The sequence below is a fragment of the Thalassobaculum salexigens DSM 19539 genome (assembly GCF_000423805.1).
GTDB classification, from domain to species: domain Bacteria; phylum Pseudomonadota; class Alphaproteobacteria; order Thalassobaculales; family Thalassobaculaceae; genus Thalassobaculum; species Thalassobaculum litoreum.
Genome location: NZ_KE384095.1, coordinates 661,471 through 679,016, shown reverse-complemented (window position 1 = coordinate 679,016; position 17,546 = coordinate 661,471). Strand labels below are relative to the sequence as shown.

Genomic DNA, 17,546 nt, shown 5'->3' with positions numbered 1-17,546 from the left:
CGCAAGGTGGTTTTGCGACTCACTTGCAGCAAGCGATTTTGCCCTGGAAATATCTGGTATTTTATGCATTATCGGCCGGTCGCCAAAAGGGCGGCACCCGGCCGACCGGCCCCCCGAAAGAAGTTCGGAGGATACGATGTTCCAGACCATCCTTGCCCGACTGTCCGTCGCCGCCCTGCTGCTTGGCCTGCTGGGAGGATGCAATCCCTATGTCTGGGGAGGCGGCGCGCTGGCGCTCGGCCCCAATCTGGCGACGGGGCGCAACGGCTTCTACCACCTGAACAAGGTGATGGGTAAGCGCTGCTCGGATTCGACCTATTTCGACCGGCCTGTGCACTGCGTGAACGAGATCGACTGACCTGATCGGCCCCGCGGAACCGGCCCTTCGGAACCGGACCTGCGCGGCGGCGGGTCAGAACTCGGCGTCGTCGATCACCATCGGTTCGTCCTCGGCCGCCTCGACCCAGACCTTCATCGCCTCCATCGACCAGACCGCGTCGGCATAGGCCTGCTCCTGCTCGCCCAGATCCACGGCGAAGGTCCGGAAGCGGCTGACCACCGGCGCGTACATGGCGTCGGCGATGGTGAAACGGCCGAACAGGAACGGCCCGTCGCCGCCATGGCGCGACAGGCATTGGCGCCAGATCGCCTTCACCCGGTCGATGTCCTCCTGCACGCCCGGCTTGCGGCCCTCCTTGGGGAAGGAGGAGCGGATATTCATCGGCATATGCGTGCGCAGGGCGGTGAAGCCACTATGCATCTCGGCCGACACGGACCGGGCCAGGGCGCGGGCCGCCCGGTCCGCCGGCCACAGACCGGCGTCCGGCGCCAGCTCGGCGGCATACTCGCCGATCGCCAGGCTGTCCCAGACCGTCAGGTCGCCATGGACCAGGCAGGGGACCCGCCCGGAAGGCGAGTGTTTCAGCAGCGCGCTCTTGGATCCGGACTCGCTGAGTGCGATGAGAACCTCATCGGCCTTGAGACCGGCCTGACGCAGGATCAGCCAGGCCCGAAGAGACCAGCTCGAGTAGTTCTTGTTCCCGATGATCAAGGTCAGGGGACTGTCGGCCGTGTCTGCCATAACATCTCGCCATTCAGTTGCGCAGACCCCTATGTGGGGTGCTCGCTTGTGCCTGTTAAGCCGCAGCGAGTATACCGGATGTACGGAACTGTCACCGCTCATTCGTCCTTTGTCCAACAGCCAGGAGCAACCGCCGTGGCCTTCAACCTCGTCGCCCGCGCCACCGCAGGAACCATTCCGGTCACCCCGGTCACCGCCGACGGACTGAAGGAATGGGCCGTGGAGGCCGATGCCGCCACCAAGACCTGGATCGCCGCCACCGGCTACAAGGCCAAGCCCGGCGAGACCTGCGTGGTCCCCGGCAAGGCGGGGGACATCGCCCGGGTGCTGGTCGGGGTCGAGGAGGCCGGCCGGATCGGCGTGTGGGACTTCGCCGGCCTGCCGGGATCCCTGCCCGCCGGACGCTATGCCATCGACGCCGACCTGTCGGGCGCGGACGCGACCCGGGCCGCGACCGGCTGGGCACTGGCGACCTACCGCTTCACCCGCTACACCGAGATGCCCGAGATCGAGGCGGAACTGGTCTGGCCGAAAGGGGCGGACCGCGACCATGTGGAGAATATCGCCGCGTCGACCGCCCTCGCCCGCGACCTGATCAACACCCCCGGCTCCGACCTGCGGCCAACCGAGCTGGCCGAGACGGCCAAGGCGCTGGCCAAGGAGTTCAAGGCGAAGATCGCCGTCACCGTCGGCGACCAGCTGCTGAAGAAGAACTACCCGACGATCCACATGGTCGGCCGCGGGGCGGAGGATGCGCCGCGCCTGATCGACATGGTCTGGGGCGACGCCAAGCATCCGAAGGTCACCCTGGTCGGCAAGGGCGTGTGCTTCGACACCGGCGGCTACGACCTGAAGCCGTCCATCGGCATGCTGACCATGAAGAAGGACATGGGCGGCTCCGCCCAGGTGCTGGCGCTGGCCCGCATGATCATGGCGGCGAACCTGCCGGTGCGTCTGCGGGTGCTGGTGCCGTCGGTGATGAACATGGTCTCCGGCAACGCCTTCCTGCCGATGGACATCTGCCGCACCCGCAAGGGCACGACGGTGGAGGTCGGCAACACCGACGCCGAGGGCCGGCTGGTGCTCTGCGACGCCCTGACCGAGGCCGACAGCGAGCAGCCCGACCTGCTGATCGACTTCGCCACCCTGACCGGCGCCGCCCGCGTGGCGCTCGGCCCAGACCTGCCGGCGATGTTCTGCAACGACGATTCGCTCGCCGGCGACATCCTCGCCAGCGGCCTAGCGGAGGAGGATCCGCTGTGGCGCCTGCCGCTGCACCAGCCCTACAAGGCGATGCTGAAGACCAAGATCGCCGACCTGTCCAATACCGGGTCGGGCCCGTATGGCGGCGCCATCACCGCGGCCCTGTTCCTGGAGCATTTCGTTTCCAAAACAACACCCTGGATGCATGTGGATCTGATCGCCTGGAACCTGCGCGATCGCCCCGGCCGGCCGGAAGGCGGCGAAGCCCAGGGCATCCGCGCGACCTTCCAGACGATCAAGGCGCGGTTCGGCGGCTGAACGATCGACTGGGATCGAAACGATCGCTCTTCCCTTTGCCGCCAAGGACATGTATCTTCGATCCGCTTCCGGAACGACCGGGAAAGGCCCGTCGATGCACCGATCCGATCAGCAGCACCGAGTCCTGAACCTGTGGCGGGCCGCCACCGTGCAGAGCGTGCGCCGTGACGGGCCCGACCTTACCGCCCGGCAGATGGGGCTCCTGCTGACCGTCTATCTGACCACGCCGCCGCATACCGTGCGCGGGCTGGCCATCGCCCTGAACATCTCCAAGCCCGCGGTCACCCGGGCGCTCGACCGGCTGTGCACGCTGGGATTCCTGCGCCGCAAGGTGGACGATGAGGACCGGCGCAGCGTGCTGGTCCAGCGCACCGTGAAGGGCTCGGTCTTCCTGTCGGAATTCGCCGGACTGATCCTGGCGGCGGAAGCGGGCGACACCGTTGACGGCGCGGACGACGATGCGGATGAGCGGCCGCTCGCCGTCTGACCATTCGCTGTCCGACCGCTGGCTGCCGGACCGCTGGCTGTCTGGCCGTTGTCTGTCTGATCGTTCGGGGGCCGGCCGCTACCGGGCCACGTCCAATGCCTCAAGCCGCGCCCGGGCGGCATCTGCAGCCGCTCCGTCCGGCGCCAGTTCCAGCACCTTGATCCAGTCACGGCGCGCGGCCGCCTTGTCGCCGGCGAGTTCGTCGAGAATGCCCCGCTCCAGCCAGGCGCCCGGATGGTTCGGATCGACGGCCAGGGCCCGGGTCACGTCGTCGCGCGCCAGGTCCGGCACTCCGAGATAGCGGTAGGCGGCGGCCCGGTAGAGCAGCAGCTCCACATCCTCGGGCGCGCGCTGCAGGGCGAGGTCCAGATCGTCGATCGCCGCCCAGTGGTCGCCGAGCGACATCCAGGCCACCGCCCGGTCCGCCCGGAGCTGGGGGTCGTCGGAGCGGACGTTGATCACCAGGGACAGCAGCTGGGCCGCCCGCTCCGCCCGGCCGGACATCATCCAGCCCTGGGCGGCCTGGGCGATCAGGCCCAGGCGCAGATCGATCCGGGCGTCGGGGACCTCGCCTGCCAGCTTCTCCAGCCGGGCGGCCGCCTCCTCATAGGCGTCCAGGCCGAGCAGGGCGACCGCCGCGCAGTGCCGCGCCGGCAGCCCACCGCCCGCCTTGTACCAGTCCAGCGCGGCCTCATAGGCCGCCTTGGGCTCGGAGTCCGCCTGGGTCAGACAGGCGTCGTACATCGCCGCTTGCTGCTCGCCGCCGACCGTCTGGGCCGATGCCGCCCCGATCTGACCTAATACCAGCCCCACAATCGCCAGGATCAGGGCCGTCTTCTTTACCGGTTGGTAAGAGGATCTGGTGGAGACTTGCATCATGATGTCAGAAGAACGTCCAGACAAAGTCGGCGAATCCTCGATCGGCACTTCAAGGCTCTCACCCGATGCCGCCGCCCAGCTGCGCGAGATCGCCCACGAACTCCGCAATCCGCTGAACGCGCTGTCGGCGATCATGGAGATCATGAAGGACGAGCGCTTCGGCCCGCTTGGCAGCGCGCGTTACAAGGAATACGCGGCCCTTGCGCATGACGCGACCTCAAAAATGATCGGCCTGTGCGACAAGCTGGTCCAGGCCCCCCTGACCCGGCCCGAGCCGTCCTCCGTTCCGGTCTCGACCCTGCTCGCGGACCTCGCCGCCATGTACCGGCCGATGGCCGAGGCCCGGGGCCTGTCCCTGGAGGTCGATGTCCAGCCCGACCTGCCCGAGCTTTCGGTCAACATCGCCCTGCTCGGCACGGTTCTGAACAACCTGCTGACCAACGCCATCAAGTTCACACCCCGGGGCGGCCGGGTCTCGCTGATCGCCCGGCGCGAGCCGCTGGAGAACGTGGCGGTGTTCGTGGTCGCCGACAACGGCATCGGCATGGATCCGACGATCCTGGCCGATCAGATGAACTCGGTCGACCCGAGCGACCGCGCACCCAGCACCGTCGGCCCCCATGGCGATACCGGGTCCGGCCTCGGCCTGATGATCGCCCGGCGCACGGTGGCCGAGTTGGGCGGCACGCTGGAATTCCGCGCCGGCACGTCGGGCGGCACCTGCGCCATCATCCGCCTGCCGCTCGGCACCGGCAGGCCTTAGCCTCCCGACAGTTCCGCCACCGCCCCGGCCAGCAGGGCCAGGTCCCGCTCGGTCGACAGCCGGTGGTCGCCGTCCTTCACCAGATGCACCTGGACGTCGTCGGTCTCCAGCCGCTCCGCCAACAGAACGGAAAGGCGGTGCGGCACGCTGGTGTCGCGCATGCCGTGCAGCAGGCGCACCGGCGCGGCGATCGGAATCGGCCCGCGCATGATCAGATGGTTCCGCCCTTCCTCGATCAGATCCATGGTGATCGTGTAGGGCTCCTCGGAATACTCCGACGGCTCCAGATAGACCCGCTCGGTGGTCAGGGCCCGCCGGACCGTCTCGTCGAACTCCGCCCACATCAGATCCTCGGTGAAGTCCGGCGCCGCGGCGATGCCGACCAGCCCCGCCACCCGTTCGGGCCGGGCCAGGGCGAGGAGCAGGGCGATCCAGCCGCCCATGGACGATCCGACCACGATCACCGGGCCGTCGGTGACCGCGTCGAAAATGGCCAGGGCGTCGGATCTCCACAGGCCGATCGTGCCGTCCCGGAACGCGCCGGAGGACTGGCCGTGGCCGCGATAGTCGAACCGGGTGAAGGCCTGCCCGCGCGCCCGGGCCAGGGCCTCCAGGGCCAGGGCCTTGGTGCCGGTCATGTCGGACATGAATCCGCCGCAGAACAGGATCCCGGGCTGCCGCCCCGGCACGTGATGATAGGCCAGGGTCTCGCCATCCTGCGTGGTCAAGGTCTTGGGTGCCGGAGAGGGCGTTTCGCCATGCTGTGACGTGGGCGTCATTGTGCTAGGGTCTCTTTTCGAATTGGACCGTACCGATTGCTGGATTTGCCGGTGACAGAGCCGTTGGAGGCCGGCGCGACCGCCGCGCCCGATCCTAACATTTCCGACGAAGATTTCGAGGCGTTCCGGCCCGGCCATGGCGGCATGGGGCCGACCGTCCTGCAAATGCTGCCCGCGCTGGTCTCCGGCGGGGTGGAACGCGGCACGGTCGACATGTCCCGGGCCATCGTCCAGGCCGGTTGGCGGTCGCTGGTGGTCTCGCGCGGCGGCCCGATGGTGCGCGAGCTGGAACGGATCGGCGCCACCCATATCGAACTGCCGGTCCATTCCAAGAACCCGCTGCACTGGCGCGCGACCTTCGATTCGCTGGTCGACCTGATCCATCGCGAGCGGGTCGACCTGGTGCATGCCCGCTCGCGCATTCCCGCCTGGCTCGGGATCAAGGCGGCGGCGCGCAACCGGGTGCCCTTCGTCACCACCTTTCACCAGCGCCCGGCCGCCTCCAACGCCCTGAAGCGCGCCTACAATTCGGTGATGGTGCGCGGCGAGCGGGTGATCGCCATCTCCCACTACATCGCCGAGCGGCTGCTCGCCGATTACGGCCTGGACGCCGCCCGACTGCGGGTGATCCCGCGCGGGGTGGATCTGGAGCTGTTCGACCCGGACAAGGTGCCGGCGGAACGGATGATCCGGCTGGTCAACAAGTGGCGCCTGCCCGACGGGGTCCCGGTGATCATGATGCCGGGACGGATCACCGCCTGGAAGGGCCACAAGCTGCTGATCGACGCGCTGGCGCAGCTGGAGCGCGGATCCTTTCGCTGCCTCATGGTCGGTGACGACACCGCGCGACCGGACGCCAAGAAGGCGCTGGAAGCCCATGCCCATGCCTCCGGCGTGGGCGGCTATGTGCATTTCGTCGGCCGGACCGACGATATGCCCGCCGCCTACAAGCTGGCCAATGTGGTGGTCTCCGCCAGCCTGGATCCGGAACCGTTCGGCCGGGTGATGATCGAGGCCCAGGCCATGGGCCGGCCGATCGTCGCAGCCGATCACGGCGGCGCGCGGGAGACCGTGCTGCCGGGCGAGACCGGCTGGCTGGTGCAGCCCGGGGATGCCGGCGCGCTGGCCGCGGGGCTGCGCACCGCGCTGGCCCTCGACGAGGAAGCCCGCGCGGCCCTGTCGGCCAAGGCCATCGCCCATGTGCGCCGGAACTTCTCGCGCTATCAGATGTGCGCCCGCACCCTGTCCGTCTATACCGAGGTCCTGGCCGCGCGGGGCTGCGAACGCCTATGACCGCCGCTTCCGCCATCGACCGCGTGCTGGTGATCAAGCTCGGCGCGCTGGGGGACTTTCTGCTCGCGCTCGGCCCGATGCAGGCGATCCGGCGGGACCATCCTTCGGCCCGCCTGACCCTGCTGACCCGCGCGCCGTACCTCGACCTGGCGCAGGCGAGTGGCCTGTTCGACGAGATCTGGGTCGATTCCGCGCCGAAGCTCAATCCCCTCGCCTGGCTCGCCCTGCGCCGAAAGCTGCGCGGCGGGCGGTTCCGGCGTGTCTACGACCTGCAGACCTCCGACCGGTCGGCCGGCTATTTCCGCCTGCTCGGCGGCGCCGGCGGGCCGGAATGGTGCGGCAAAGTGCCGGGATGCAGCCACCGCCACGTCTATGACGCGCCCTCGCCCCTGCACACGGTCGAGCGCCAGCGCGAACAACTCGCCATCGCCGGGATCGACGACGTGCCGCTGTCGGATCTGGGCTTCCTCGACGCACCGATCGCCGACCGCCTGCCGGCCCGGCCCTTCGTCCTGCTGATCCCCGGCGCTTCGCCGGGGCGTCCGGCCAAACGCTGGCCGGCGGACCGGTTCGGCGACCTCGCCGCGCGGCTGGACGCGCAGGGCCTCGGCACCGCCGTCGCCGGCACCGCCGGGGAAGGCGACCTCGCCCACGCGATCCAGGCGGCGGCCCCCGAGGCGCTCGACCTGACCGGGGCGACATCCCTGCCGGAGCTCGCGGCTTTCGCCCGGGCGGCCCGGCTGGTAATCGGCAACGACACCGGGCCCACCCATCTGGCCGCCCTGGCCGGGGCGCCGACCCTGGCCCTGTTCTCCGCCGACAGCGATCCCGGCCGTACCGGCCCGCGCGGCCCGCATACCCGCGCATTGCAGCGCGACGATCTGGCGGACCTGGATGTCGAGGCGGTTCTGGCGGAGACCGGCGACTGGATCGCCCGCGACCCGCGGTTGGGAGACGGCGCTACCTGAGCGGATGCGCCGGCGCGCTCAGCACCGCCTGCAGCAGCAGCAGGCCCAGCACCAGGATCGCTAGCCCGCCCAGCACGGCGACGCCCTCCGCCGCCAGCGACAGGCCCCCCGCATGCGCCGGCATCCGCGCCGCCAGCCGCCGGGCCATGTCGCGGGCGAAGACCGACAGGGCGGCCAGGACCCCGACGGTGATCGCCGTGCCCAGGGACATCGCCAGCACCGAGGCCATGCCGGTCAGCCGCAGGCCCATGGAATAGGCGACCACCAGGACCAGCACCGCGCCGCTGCAGGGCCGGATGCCGATCGACAGGACCAGGGCGGCAGCGCCGCGCAGGCTCAGCGGCGCGGCCAGATCCTCGCGGCTGGGACCGTGGGAATGGCCGCAATGGGCGTGATCGTGTGCGTGGTCGTGAGGGTGATCATGATGATGACCGTGAGCGTCGTGGTGAGGGTCGTGCGCGGCAGGCGATCCGGCCAGCGCGCGGAGCAGCCGGCGCCCGCGGGCGAAGACCAGCCCCGCGCCCACCAGGGCGATCAGCCCGTAGCTCGCCGCCTCCAGGCTCGGCACAACGCCCTCCGCCTGGCGCATGGTGAGGCCGAGGACCCGAACCGTCGCCTCGACCACCAGGATCGCCACCAGACCCTGCACCAGGGCCGCCGCAAGGGACAGGGTCAGTCCCCGCTTCAGCTCGCTCTCCTGGGTCAGCAGGTAGGTGGAGATCACCACCTTGCCGTGGCCCGGGCCGGCCGCGTGGAAGATGCCGTAGAGGAAGCTGAGCCCCACCAGCGTCCAGGCCGCGACCATCCCCTCTTCGCGCACCGCGGTGATCGCGGCGGCGAGTCCCCGATGCAGCTCGCGCTGGATGACCTGGATCTCCAGGGCGATCCGCGACCAGTACGGGATCGACAGGTCGAACTGCGGCGCGAAGGCCAGCAGGATCGCCGCACCGACCAGCAGAACCAGTCCGCCGGCCGGCAGGAGGAGCCGGGGATTCATCCGGAGTTCGGTCGAGGACATCGCGGTCTCACTTGCAGGCGATGATGACGGTCTCGGCGAACTGGGCGCCGAGGGTGTCGTCGGCAGCGGCGTTCCTGTCGAGGGACTGGGCCAGGGCAATGGCGTTCATGTCCGGGGCGGGCTCGATGATCCGCGCCCCGCAACCGGTCTGGTTCGCTCCCTGAAAGGCGATGACGTCCCCCTCCAGATGCAGCATCTCGATGTAGTAGGTCGGGTCGAACACCGCGATATCGAGGTTCCGGCTGCGCGGGTCCACCGGATCGGACAGGGGCACGGTGAAGCGGTACAGCATCCGGTCGCCGCGCATCGCCGCCGAGGTGTCTCGCGCGTCTTCGAGGGCCAGGCGCCCGCCATCGGCCCGCACCCGCATGAAATAATCGTACTCCCGCAAGTTGGTCATGCTCTCGCCCAGGAGGTCGTCCAGCGCCTTGCGGGCCTTGTCCGATGCCGGGCCGAGGCCGCCGGTCACATAGGCGGAATAGATCGGGTCGAACAGCCATTCCTGGCCGATCGCCGTCACCCGCCCCTGGTCGTCCATCACCACGGTGGTCCGCAGGTCGATCCAGACATGGGGATGGGCCGCCGCCTCGCGCGCGGCCAGCGCCACACCCAGCGTCAGGGCCAGTCCGATCACAAACGTGCGCCAGATCCGTAGCATCGCCGTCTCCCGATACCCCGCCCCCGGGTCTCGTCACGGCGCCACTCTACAGGCCCGGCCGGCGGAAGTGAATCGTCGGCAGCGAAGAAAGACGGCCGGTACCGCCGGACCCCGATCTGGGCTTCAATGCCTCCCGCGGCATGCGTGCCACCCCTTTCCCCGGACCCGGAGAACGACCGATGACGCACACTCCCCTCGACCCCGCCGGCATGGCGGTCATGGGCACCCCGAACTACACTCACGCCATGGTCACCGAAGGGGTGAGCAAGTGGCTGCACATCGCCGGTCAGGTCGGCGTGCTGCCCGACGGCACCACCGCGTCCGGCACGCTCGCCCAGTGCCGCCAGGCCTTCGCCAATATCGGCATGCTGCTGGCGGGTGCGGGCATGACCAGGGACGACGTCGCCCATCTGCGGATCTACCTGATCGACCGGGACGACATCCTCGCCCTGCGCCAGGCCCGCACCGAGTTCTTCGGCGAGGACAAGGTGATCCCGAGCACCCTGATCCTGGTCTCCGGCCTTGTCCTGCCGGAATGGCGGGTGGAGCTGGAGATCGTCGCCGCGCGCTGAGCCCGGCGCAAAGAAGGAGCCGACGCAAAAAATAAGGAGAATGCCCATGCTGACGGTCTGGGGACGCCGCGACGCGTTCAACGTGCAGAAGGTTCTCTGGTTCATCGGCGAGCTGGGGCTGGAGCACCGGCACATCCCGGCCGGCGGCGACCATGGCGGGCTCGACGACCCCGAGTTCCGGGCGATGAACCCACATGGGCGGGTGCCGGTGATCGACGACGGCGGCACGGTGGTCTGGGAATCCCATACGATCCTGCGCTACCTCGCCGCCCGCTACGGCAAGGGCACCTACTGGTCGGACGACCCGGGCGCGCGCTCGCGGGCGGAGCGCTGGATGGACTGGTCGGGCACGACCCTGCAGCCCGACTTCCTGACCGGCGTGTTCTGGGGCTTCTACCGCACGCCGGAGGACAAGCGGGATACCGCCGCCGTGGCCCAGAAGCTGGCGCGCTGTGCCGCCCATATGCAGCTTCTCGACCGCGAGCTGGCCACCCGCCCCTGGCTCGGCGGCGACAGCTTCGGCCTGGCCGACATTCCGGCCGGCACCAACCTGTTCCGATATTTCGGCATCCCAATCGAGCGGCCGTCCGTGCCCCATGTGGAAGCCTGGTACCGCCGCCTGCAGGACCGCCCGGCCTATCGCGAGCACGTCATGCTGCCGTTCGACCATATGTTCGGCCGGCTGACGTACTGACCGGATGCAACTTTCGGAATCTGAATACAGTGTTAACTTGCATTAATCGTAAAAATCCTATAGAACGATCCAATCGGGAGAGATGCCCATGACCACCACCACCCACGATCCGGATACCGTCCCCAATCTCGGCATTCCGACCTTCACCCAGGGCCTGATGGTCGAGGGGGTGAAGGACTGGTTCGTCCTGTCGGGCCAGATCGGCCTGAAGGCGGACGGCACGCTGGCCGGCCGCGACACCGAAAGCCAGATCCGACAGGCCTTCGCCAACATCGCGAACCTGCTGGCCGATGCCGGGCTCGGTCTAGACGACCTGGTGTTCCTGCGCTTCTACCTGACCGACCCGGCCGACATCCCGACGATGCGGACGACGCGGAATGATTTTCTCGGCAGCCGCAAGGTGCCCAGCACCCTGCTGGTGATCACCGCCCTCGCCAATCCGGACTGGACGGTCGAGATCGAGGCGGTCGCCGCGCGGAGATAACGCCTTCAGCCAGGGAGTGTGAGCATGCTGATCACTGCCGACGACTACCTGCCGATCGCCCGGCGATTCGAAGGCGACATTCCCTGGCTCTATCTCGACACGGTCGACAAGGTGACGATCGGCATCGGCCACATGCTCCCGAACGCCGCCGCGGTCGGGGCCATCCCGCTGGGTCGGAACGGACAGGCGGCGAGCGATTCGGACAAGCAGACCGCCTATGCCGCCGTCGCCGCGGCGACCGACCGCGCCCTGCGCGGGGCCAACGCCTTTCAGGACCTGTCGGACCTGCGGATCACGCCGGAGCAATCGGCCGACCTGTTCCGCAGCAAGTTCGCCGAAATCTTCGCCGAGACGCAAAGGCTGTTCAAGACTGTCGGCGGCGGCTTCGCGGCCTGGCCCGCGCGGGTCCAGCTCGCCACCTTCGACATGGCCTACAATCTCGGCCCGCAGGGTCTCTACAGCGGCTTCCCGACCTTCCGCACCAAGGGGCTCGCGGTCCGCGACTATCAGGTCTGCGCCGAGGAATGCCGCCGGATCGGGCCGTCCCCCGCCCGCAACGCCTGGACCCGCGACCAGTTCGAGGCCGCCGCCCAGGACGCGCGGGGCCGACCCTCGGGTCTCCCCGGACAGGCCCTCAGGTCTCGCCGAACAGGAAAGCCAGCAGGGCGAAGCGGCGACCCGAGCGCATCGGCATGACCTCGTGCAGCAGCGAGCAGGAGAACACGATGGCCGCGCCGGCCGGCGGCTTGTAGACGGCCTGCGAGAACTCCGGGAAGCGGATCTCCGCGCCTTCGTACTCGTCGCTGTTCAGGTTGATCGTCACCGCGAAGCGTCGATGGGCGACCCCCGGCTGGGTATTGTCGCGGTGACCGTGCTTGGAGCCCTTCTGCGCCCCTTCGTAGCGGGCGATCCGGTAGCGCTCGTGCCGGGTGACCCGATAGTTGAAAGCGCGCTGGATCTCCGGGATCAACCGCGGGCCGATGCGCTCGTCGATGATGGTGTTGGTCTCCGGCGAGCAGACCCAGTGGTCGATCCGATCGTCGCGGCCGTAGTCCGGAATCCGCATCTTGCAGTCGGTGGTCCGGCCCTGGAGCTGGTTGTGGCCGGGCTCGACGAATTCGTTGCCCTGCATGGCGAAGATGTTGATCAGCCGCTTGCAGTCCGCGTCGTTGAACACGTCGGGCACCATCAGGACCGGCGGGTGCATCGCCGGCACCAGTTCGGCGCGGCGGCGCTCCACCATCGGCCGGGCCACCGCCAGGGCGGCCTCGGCCGGGTCGCCGTCCTCGGGACCGATCCGCGCGGCCAGGTGCTGGTTCGGGCCGACCAGCAGCAGGACCGGCCCGCCGCCGGTGACCCTGCCCAGGGCGACCGTCAGCCCGGCCAGCCTGGACGCGGTGCCGTCGGGATCGCCCAGCACCGGGAAGGGAAACTCGCCCTTGGCCTCGCCGGACAGCACGATGCGAACCCGCGTGCCGAGCGCGTCGAAATCGTCCCGCTTTGCCGCCAGCGCATCGACCACGGCCGTGCCGGAGGCCGGGTCGGCGACGAAGGCGAGCAAGTGGATGTTGCCGGACTCCTCGTCGGAATAGAGGTCGAACGTCTCGCCGTTGCGCCGCTTGAGCGGCAGTTTCGGCATGATGTCGCCCACGGCAAGGGTGGGAAGCTGTCTCATCTGGGTCGTCATGGCCGGTCCCGGATTTTCCAGAGGTCGGGCGAGTGAACCTGTTCGAACCGGGCAGTGCAAGACCGACCGCCGCGACCCGGTTCAGCCCGCCCCTTGCCTCGCACCGCCGAGGCGCGTAAAACCCAGCCGAACGCAACGAAACCGGACGAACCCATGCGCCTGCTGCGCATCATCACTCGGACGCAGACTATCTGGCCGTCTCGGACGGCCGGCGCATCCCTGCGCGCGTTCGAGACGGCATGACGCCTGAGCGGTGGCCCTGAGGGGCCGGACCGCTTCCGCCCGCTCTGCCCCGGTTTCGACAAAGAGAACTCCAATGCCCGCCATCACGCTTCCCGACGGTTCCGTCCGTTCCTACGACGCGCCGGTCACGCCGGCCGCCGTCGCCGCCGATATCGGCCCGGGCCTCGCCAAGGCCGCCTTCATCGCCGAGGTCGACGGCAAGCCGGTCGATCTCGACCATGTGATCTCCGAGGACGCCAGGCTCGCCCTGGTCACCCGCAAGGACGACAAGGCGCTGGCGCATATCCGTCACGACTGCGCCCATATCCTGGCCGAGGCGGTGCTGGAGCTGTATCCCGGCACCCAGGTCACGATCGGCCCGTCGATCGACAACGGCTTCTACTACGACTTCTACCGCGACCAGCCCTTCACGCCGGACGATCTGGAGAAGATCGAACAGCGCATGCACGAGATCGTCGACCGCGACGAGAAGATCGTGCGCGAGGAGTGGACGCGCGACCAGGCGGTCGAGCACTACAAGGCCACGAACGAGCCGTTCAAGGTCGAGCTGACCGAGGCGATCCCCCAGGGCGAGACGATCAGCTTCTACCGCCAGGGCGAGTTCCTCGACCTGTGCCGCGGTCCGCACGGCCCGTCGACCAAGGGCGTGGGCCATGCCTTCAAGCTGATGCGGGTGGCCGGCGCCTACTGGCGCGGCGACAGCAACCGCGAGCAGCTCCAGCGCATCTACGGCACGGCCTTCGCCGACGACAAGGCGCTGCAGGCCCATCTGACGATGATCGAGGAGGCCGAGAAGCGCGACCACCGCCGCCTCGGCCGCGAGCTCGACCTGTTCCACATCCAGGAAGAAGCCGTCGGTTCGGTGTTCTGGCACCCCAAGGGCTGGACGCTGTACCGCGAGATCGAGATGTATATCCGCCGCCGGCTCGACGCGGCCGGGTATCAGGAGATCAAGACGCCGCAGCTCATCGACCGGGCGCTGTGGGAGGCCTCGGGCCACTGGGACAAGTTCCGCGAGAACATGTTCACGGCCAACGCCGAGGACGACCGGGTGCTGGCGCTGAAGCCGATGAACTGCCCGGGCCATGTACAGGTCTACAAGCAGGGCCTGAAGTCCTACCGCGACCTGCCGCTGCGCCTGGCCGAGTTCGGCTCGTGCCACCGCAACGAGCCGTCGGGCGCGCTGCACGGCATCATGCGGGTGCGCGCCTTCACCCAGGACGACGCCCATATCTTCTGCACGGAAGACCAGATCACCGACGAGAGCATCAAGTTCTGCGACCTGCTGAAATCGATCTATGCCGATTTCGGCTTCCGGGACATCCGCATCAAGTTCTCCGACCGCCCCGAGGTCCGGGCCGGCGAGGACGCGGTGTGGGACCGGGCCGAGGGCGCGCTGCGCGAGGCCTGCGACGCCGCCGGGCTGGAGACGACCCTGAACCCGGGCGAGGGCGCGTTCTACGGCCCGAAGCTGGAATTCGTGCTACGCGACGCCATCGGCCGAGACTGGCAGTGCGGCACGCTGCAGGTCGATTTCGTGCTGCCGGAGCGGCTGGACGCCACCTATGTGGCCGAGAGCGGCGAGCGCAAGCGGCCGGTCATGCTGCACCGGGCGATCTTCGGCTCCATGGAGCGCTGGATCGGCATCCTGATCGAGCAGTTCTCCGGCCGGTTCCCCATGTGGCTGGCGCCGGTCCAGGTCGTGGTCGCGACGATCACCGATGCCGCCGAGGACTATGCCCGCGAGGTCGCCGCCGCCTGCAAGGCCGCCGGACTCCGTGTCGCCCTGGACTTACGCAACGAAAAGATTAACTACAAGGTCCGCGAACATTCCGAGGCAAAGGTGCCGGCGCTGCTTGTCGTCGGCGCCCGCGAAGCCGAAGGAAAGCAAGTCGCGGTCCGCCGTCTCGGCGGCAAGGCGCAGGAAATCCTTGCTCTCGACGACGCCGTTCATAGACTACAGGATGAAGCGGCGGCCCCGGATCGTTCCGCCAGCCGCTCCGCTGAATGAAACACAGGAGGTAACCTATCGCCAGACCACCTTTTAATACGACCCCGCCGCAAAAGGACGGCCCTCGGGTCAACCGTGACATCCGCGTGCCGAAGGTGCGCTGCGTCGGTCCCGATGGCGACATGCTGGGCGTGATGAACGTCGATGAAGCCATTGCGCAGGCCGAAGGCTTCGGCCTCGACCTGGTCGAGGTGTCACCGAATGCAGATCCGCCGGTCTGCAAGATCCTGGACTACGGCAAGTTCAAGTACGAGGCTCAAAAGAAGAAGAACGAAGCCAAGAAGAAACAGAAGGTCATCGAGGTCAAAGAGATCAAGATGCGCCCGAACATCGACGAGCACGACTACCAGACGAAGATGCGCAGCGTGAATCGCTTCCTCGGCGACGGGGACAAGGTGAAGCTGACCATGCGCTTCCGCGGTCGTGAGATGGCGCACCAGGAGATCGGCCTGAACGTGCTGAAGCGCGTGCAGGAGGAGGTCGCCGAGATCGCCAAGGTGGAGGCGCATCCCAAGCTCGAAGGCCGACAGATGATCATGGTGGTCGCGCCGCGTTAGAGCACGGTCAGACTATCTGATCGCGTTTTGCTCCAAACGCCGCTGACACCCCCAGGAAACGCCGCAGTAAGGAAGCCGACAGTCTCAGCCGACCGTCGGCTTCTTGGTTTTCCGGGTCAGCTCGGTCATCCGCCCCATCGATTTGACCAGCTCGTCGCTGTCGGCGGCGACCGGGACATACCCCGCCTCCAGATAGAACCGACGTGCCGTGCGGGTGCTCTGCAGCGAGATCCTGGTCGCCCCGGCCTGGAAGGCGTCCAGCTCGAGCTGCTCGAGCAGGGCCCGGCTCACGCCGCTGAACCGGGCGGCCGGATCGACATAGAGCAGCAGCACGCGACCGTCCCGGCGCACCGCCCCCGCACCCTCGATCACCTCGCGGCCGGCGACGCTCCAGAGCTGCTCGCGGTCGGCGATCCACCTGGCCACCTGCTGCGGCGACTTGTTGGCCAGCCACTCGGCGATGCGATGGACGTCGCCGCCGTGATCCTCCTCGCAGAGCTCGACGATGGACCGCCGCACCACCCGGGACACGGGGCGCGCTTCCGAGACCTTCGGCGGTCGGATCCAGAGCCTCATCGCCACGGCACGCCTACGCCCGGTTCCGCACCGGCCAGACCAGGGTCAGGAAGAAGACCAGCATCAGGAAGCCGGACACCGCCACCCCGGTCGCCAACGGCCTGGCGGTGCCGTCGAAGGCGTGGCCGATGGCGAGGCCGACCACCGAGGCCACCCCCATCTGGAAGAACCCGACCAGAGCCGAGGCGGCCCCCGCCATCTGGGGAAACGGACCGATGGCGCCGGCCTGGCTGTTCGGAAAGACGAAACCGACCCCGACCATGGCGAGCATCTGCGGCAGCACGATGCTGAGCACGGTGACATGGCCGCTCCAGGCGAAGGCGGCCATGATTCCGCCCCCGATGGCGGCCAGGGTGGCGCCGATCAAGATCAGCCGCTCGCCACCGACCCGACGGCCGAACCGGCCGGAGATGAAGGTGCCGGTCATGTAGCCGATCACGATGGTGGCGAAGCAGTAGCCGTAGAGATCCGGCGACAGCCCGACCACCTCGATCAGCACGAAGGACGAACCCGAGATGAAGCTGAAGATCACGCAGTAGCAGGCGGCGATGGTCGCCAGGTATCCGACATAGACCCGATGCGACAGCAGCAGGGCGTAGTTCGAGACGATGCCCCGCGGCGAGATGGCGTAGGGGTTCTTGTGCGGGTTGGTCTCGTCCAGCATGAAATAGGTGCCGATCAGGGCGATCAGCGAGAACAGGCTGAGCACCACGAAGACCGAGTGCCATCCGAAGGCGACCTGCAGCCAGCCGCCGGCGATCGGTCCAATCGCCGGCGCCAGGGCCATCGCCGTGCCCATATAGGACAGCACCTGGGCCGCCCGGTCACGGCCGTAAACGTCGCGCACCACCGCGCGTCCGAGCACCGGCCCGGCGCAGCAGCCCATGGCCTGGAACACCCGGGCGACCACCAGCGCCTCGATGGTCGGCGCGAAGACGCAGGCGATGGAGGAGATCACGTAGAGCACCACCGCCCCCAGCAGCACCGGCCGCCGGCCGAACCGGTCCGACAGCGGTCCGTAGACCAGCATGGCGAGCGCGAAGGCCACCATGAAGGCGCTGAGGGTGAGCTGCACCGTCGGCACGTCGGTCTGGAAGTCCGTTACCAGGGCCGGCAGCGAGGGCAGGTACATGTCCGTGGAGATCGGGCCGAACGCGACCAGCGATGTCAGGAGCGCTGCGACCGCGAAGCTGTCGGGCCTGGGGCGTTGCATGGAGCGGACCTTGGCGAGAGATAAAGACAGACCCGACTTACGCCCGCCGGCCGATTGCGGCA

General features: G+C 68.4%; 20 protein-coding genes. 12 read left to right on the top strand and 8 right to left on the bottom strand.

Annotation, left to right across the window (positions count from 1 at the left end):
- Positions 1–136 precede the first annotated feature (136 nt).
- Entirely contained in the window at positions 137–358 is a 222-nt protein-coding gene (locus G578_RS0123625) for a hypothetical protein (protein WP_028796332.1), read from the top strand.
- A 54-nt stretch (positions 359–412) separates the two neighbouring features.
- Here G578_RS0123625 and G578_RS0123620 read toward each other — a convergent pair whose 3' ends face one another.
- On the bottom strand, positions 413–1,081 hold the full coding sequence (locus tag G578_RS0123620; protein WP_028796331.1) for a glutathione S-transferase family protein: 669 nt from the start codon (positions 1,079–1,081) through the stop codon (positions 413–415).
- A gap of 135 nt (positions 1,082–1,216) precedes the next feature.
- Here G578_RS0123620 and G578_RS0123615 point away from each other — a divergent pair, with 135 nt between their 5' ends.
- Together G578_RS0123615 and G578_RS0123610 are read left to right on the top strand one after the other, a co-directional pair.
- Positions 1,217–2,602, top strand: coding sequence for a leucyl aminopeptidase family protein (locus G578_RS0123615; protein WP_028796330.1), 1,386 nt, complete (start codon positions 1,217–1,219; stop codon positions 2,600–2,602).
- 94 nt (positions 2,603–2,696) lie between these two features.
- A complete protein-coding gene (locus tag G578_RS0123610; protein ID WP_028796329.1) occupies positions 2,697–3,089 on the top strand; it encodes a MarR family transcriptional regulator in 393 nt (130 codons plus the stop codon).
- Positions 3,090–3,167: 78 nt separating this feature from the next.
- Here the strand turns inward: G578_RS0123610 and G578_RS0123605 are convergent, their stop codons facing one another.
- On the bottom strand, positions 3,168–3,968 hold the full coding sequence (locus G578_RS0123605) for a tetratricopeptide repeat protein (protein WP_156907446.1): 801 nt from the start codon (positions 3,966–3,968) through the stop codon (positions 3,168–3,170).
- Here G578_RS0123605 and G578_RS0123600 point away from each other — a divergent pair.
- A complete protein-coding gene (locus tag G578_RS0123600; RefSeq protein WP_028796327.1) occupies positions 3,967–4,731 on the top strand; it encodes a sensor histidine kinase in 765 nt (254 codons plus the stop codon). The genes G578_RS0123605 and G578_RS0123600 overlap by 2 nt on opposite strands.
- Here G578_RS0123600 and G578_RS0123595 read toward each other — a convergent pair.
- A complete protein-coding gene (locus G578_RS0123595) occupies positions 4,728–5,510 on the bottom strand; it encodes an alpha/beta hydrolase (RefSeq protein WP_028796326.1) in 783 nt (260 codons plus the stop codon). The two genes, G578_RS0123600 and G578_RS0123595, sit on opposite strands and share 4 nt — an antisense overlap.
- A gap of 51 nt (positions 5,511–5,561) precedes the next feature.
- Here G578_RS0123595 and G578_RS0123590 point away from each other — a divergent pair, with 51 nt between their 5' ends.
- Together G578_RS0123590 and G578_RS27950 are read left to right on the top strand one after the other, a co-directional pair.
- Positions 5,562–6,803: a glycosyltransferase family 4 protein gene (locus tag G578_RS0123590; protein ID WP_156907445.1), complete on the top strand. Its 1,242-nt coding sequence runs from the start codon at positions 5,562–5,564 to the stop codon at positions 6,801–6,803.
- Positions 6,800–7,771 (top strand): glycosyltransferase family 9 protein, encoded by a 972-nt coding sequence (locus G578_RS27950; protein ID WP_156907444.1) that lies wholly within the window; start codon positions 6,800–6,802, stop codon positions 7,769–7,771. The genes G578_RS0123590 and G578_RS27950 overlap by 4 nt, the downstream gene beginning before the upstream one ends.
- Here the strand turns inward: G578_RS27950 and G578_RS0123580 are convergent.
- Together G578_RS0123580 and G578_RS0123575 are read right to left on the bottom strand one after the other, a co-directional pair.
- The gene (locus G578_RS0123580) at positions 7,764–8,789 is read right to left on the bottom strand and encodes a nickel/cobalt transporter (RefSeq protein WP_051245216.1); all 1,026 of its coding nucleotides are present in this window, start codon (positions 8,787–8,789) and stop codon (positions 7,764–7,766) included. The genes G578_RS27950 and G578_RS0123580 overlap by 8 nt on opposite strands.
- 7 nt (positions 8,790–8,796) lie before the next feature.
- The gene (locus G578_RS0123575; RefSeq protein WP_028796323.1) at positions 8,797–9,447 is read right to left on the bottom strand and encodes a DUF1007 family protein; all 651 of its coding nucleotides are present in this window, start codon (positions 9,445–9,447) and stop codon (positions 8,797–8,799) included.
- Between the two features lie 179 nt (positions 9,448–9,626).
- Here G578_RS0123575 and G578_RS0123570 point away from each other — a divergent pair, with 179 nt between their 5' ends.
- The 4 genes from G578_RS0123570 to G578_RS0123555 all read left to right on the top strand — a co-directional run bounded on the left by G578_RS0123570 (position 9,627) and on the right by G578_RS0123555 (position 11,893).
- A complete protein-coding gene (locus tag G578_RS0123570; RefSeq protein WP_211229001.1) occupies positions 9,627–10,019 on the top strand; it encodes a RidA family protein in 393 nt (130 codons plus the stop codon).
- A 46-nt stretch (positions 10,020–10,065) separates the two neighbouring features.
- Positions 10,066–10,713 carry a glutathione S-transferase family protein gene (locus G578_RS0123565; RefSeq protein WP_028796321.1) on the top strand — a complete coding sequence of 216 codons (648 nt, stop codon included), beginning with the start codon at positions 10,066–10,068 and terminating at the stop codon, positions 10,711–10,713.
- Between the two features lie 88 nt (positions 10,714–10,801).
- Positions 10,802–11,197: a RidA family protein gene (locus G578_RS27945; RefSeq protein ID WP_211228999.1), complete on the top strand. Its 396-nt coding sequence runs from the start codon at positions 10,802–10,804 to the stop codon at positions 11,195–11,197.
- A 24-nt stretch (positions 11,198–11,221) separates the two neighbouring features.
- Positions 11,222–11,893 (top strand): hypothetical protein, encoded by a 672-nt coding sequence (locus G578_RS0123555; RefSeq protein WP_028796320.1) that lies wholly within the window; start codon positions 11,222–11,224, stop codon positions 11,891–11,893.
- On the opposite strand, the gene G578_RS28850 is transcribed toward G578_RS0123555, so the two are convergent.
- On the bottom strand, positions 11,832–12,872 hold the full coding sequence (locus G578_RS28850; protein ID WP_156907443.1) for a 2OG-Fe(II) oxygenase: 1,041 nt from the start codon (positions 12,870–12,872) through the stop codon (positions 11,832–11,834). The genes G578_RS0123555 and G578_RS28850 overlap by 62 nt on opposite strands.
- 328 nt (positions 12,873–13,200) lie before the next feature.
- Between G578_RS28850 and thrS the strand changes: the two genes are divergently transcribed.
- Positions 13,201–15,138 carry a threonine--tRNA ligase gene (gene thrS / locus G578_RS0123545; protein WP_028796319.1) on the top strand — a complete coding sequence of 646 codons (1,938 nt, stop codon included), beginning with the start codon at positions 13,201–13,203 and terminating at the stop codon, positions 15,136–15,138.
- A gap of 17 nt (positions 15,139–15,155) precedes the next feature.
- A complete protein-coding gene (gene infC, locus G578_RS0123540) occupies positions 15,156–15,695 on the top strand; it encodes a translation initiation factor IF-3 (RefSeq protein WP_028796318.1) in 540 nt (179 codons plus the stop codon).
- A gap of 84 nt (positions 15,696–15,779) precedes the next feature.
- Here the strand turns inward: infC and G578_RS27935 are convergent, their stop codons facing one another.
- Both G578_RS27935 and G578_RS0123530 read right to left on the bottom strand, forming a co-directional pair.
- On the bottom strand, positions 15,780–16,271 hold the full coding sequence (locus tag G578_RS27935) for a GNAT family N-acetyltransferase (RefSeq protein ID WP_084619153.1): 492 nt from the start codon (positions 16,269–16,271) through the stop codon (positions 15,780–15,782).
- Positions 16,272–16,284: 13 nt separating this feature from the next.
- On the bottom strand, positions 16,285–17,484 hold the full coding sequence (locus tag G578_RS0123530; RefSeq protein WP_028796317.1) for a multidrug effflux MFS transporter: 1,200 nt from the start codon (positions 17,482–17,484) through the stop codon (positions 16,285–16,287).
- Between the last annotated feature and the right edge of the window lie 62 nt (positions 17,485–17,546).

Coding starts and splice junctions, on each gene's coding strand:
- G578_RS0123625 (WP_028796332.1), top strand. CDS start 137: ATGTTCCAGACCATCCTTGCCCGACTGTCCGTCGCCGCCCTGCTGCTT.
- G578_RS0123620 (WP_028796331.1), bottom strand. CDS start 1,081: ATGGCAGACACGGCCGACAGTCCCCTGACCTTGATCATCGGGAACAAG.
- G578_RS0123610 (WP_028796329.1), top strand. CDS start 2,697: ATGCACCGATCCGATCAGCAGCACCGAGTCCTGAACCTGTGGCGGGCC.
- G578_RS0123600 (WP_028796327.1), top strand. CDS start 3,967: ATGATGTCAGAAGAACGTCCAGACAAAGTCGGCGAATCCTCGATCGGC.
- G578_RS0123605 (WP_156907446.1), bottom strand. CDS start 3,968: ATGATGCAAGTCTCCACCAGATCCTCTTACCAACCGGTAAAGAAGACG.
- G578_RS0123595 (WP_028796326.1), bottom strand. CDS start 5,510: ATGACGCCCACGTCACAGCATGGCGAAACGCCCTCTCCGGCACCCAAG.
- G578_RS27950 (WP_156907444.1), top strand. CDS start 6,800: ATGACCGCCGCTTCCGCCATCGACCGCGTGCTGGTGATCAAGCTCGGC.
- G578_RS0123580 (WP_051245216.1), bottom strand. CDS start 8,789: ATGTCCTCGACCGAACTCCGGATGAATCCCCGGCTCCTCCTGCCGGCC.
- G578_RS0123575 (WP_028796323.1), bottom strand. CDS start 9,447: ATGCTACGGATCTGGCGCACGTTTGTGATCGGACTGGCCCTGACGCTG.
- G578_RS0123570 (WP_211229001.1), top strand. CDS start 9,627: ATGACGCACACTCCCCTCGACCCCGCCGGCATGGCGGTCATGGGCACC.
- G578_RS0123565 (WP_028796321.1), top strand. CDS start 10,066: ATGCTGACGGTCTGGGGACGCCGCGACGCGTTCAACGTGCAGAAGGTT.
- G578_RS27945 (WP_211228999.1), top strand. CDS start 10,802: ATGACCACCACCACCCACGATCCGGATACCGTCCCCAATCTCGGCATT.
- G578_RS0123555 (WP_028796320.1), top strand. CDS start 11,222: ATGCTGATCACTGCCGACGACTACCTGCCGATCGCCCGGCGATTCGAA.
- G578_RS28850 (WP_156907443.1), bottom strand. CDS start 12,872: ATGAGACAGCTTCCCACCCTTGCCGTGGGCGACATCATGCCGAAACTG.
- thrS (WP_028796319.1), top strand. CDS start 13,201: ATGCCCGCCATCACGCTTCCCGACGGTTCCGTCCGTTCCTACGACGCG.
- G578_RS27935 (WP_084619153.1), bottom strand. CDS start 16,271: ATGAGGCTCTGGATCCGACCGCCGAAGGTCTCGGAAGCGCGCCCCGTG.
- G578_RS0123530 (WP_028796317.1), bottom strand. CDS start 17,484: ATGCAACGCCCCAGGCCCGACAGCTTCGCGGTCGCAGCGCTCCTGACA.